Annotated in this window: 1 protein-coding gene; it reads right to left on the bottom strand. The window is 62.7% G+C overall.

Annotated elements, in window-relative coordinates; all coding sequences use genetic code 11:
- A partial coding sequence (locus tag P0D89_RS53955) for a hypothetical protein (RefSeq protein ID WP_408379825.1) occupies positions 1-525 on the bottom strand: 525 nt, incomplete at both ends.

Genomic DNA, 525 nt, shown 5'->3' with positions numbered 1-525 from the left:
GCTTCCATCGTCGGCGCGTCCCGCCACGCCTGATGCGCCAGCGCCCGCAGGTCGCGTTCACTCCAGTCCGAGAAGGTATTCACTGTTTCTTTCCAAGCAAACAGCCCTGCCTGCTCATGGATTTCATCAACCAGACGCAGCAGCCTGCCTGGCAGTTCCCGTACAGTGTCCCCGGACTCCAGTTCGGACGAGGTGGACAGCACAGCATCCGGCATGCCGTCCGGGCGAATCAGCAGCTTGCCCGAACACGCCCGCCACGCGACATGAACGCAGGCGATCACCGGCCGGTAGCCTGGGGTCTCACCCGCTTCCGGCCGCAGCGCATCGACAGGATGGATGACGATGGATTGTTCTCGCCCAACGACGCCTGCGGGATTACGTGAGATATCAAGCAGCGCATCGAAAGGCGACGGGTAGCAGCGCAGCGCCACCTGTCCATCCAGCAACTCGCTGCCGTGGTAGCGGCGTTCTCCATCGTCCTTTTCGAACATGATCACGTAGGCAACCGGGTCCCGCGTGCGGAAT

Source organism: Paraburkholderia sp. RL18-085-BIA-A (assembly GCF_046027075.1).
Lineage (GTDB): Bacteria > Pseudomonadota > Gammaproteobacteria > Burkholderiales > Burkholderiaceae > Paraburkholderia.
The sequence above is the reverse complement of the archived record's forward strand: the minus strand, read 5'-3'. Positions and strand labels throughout refer to the sequence as shown.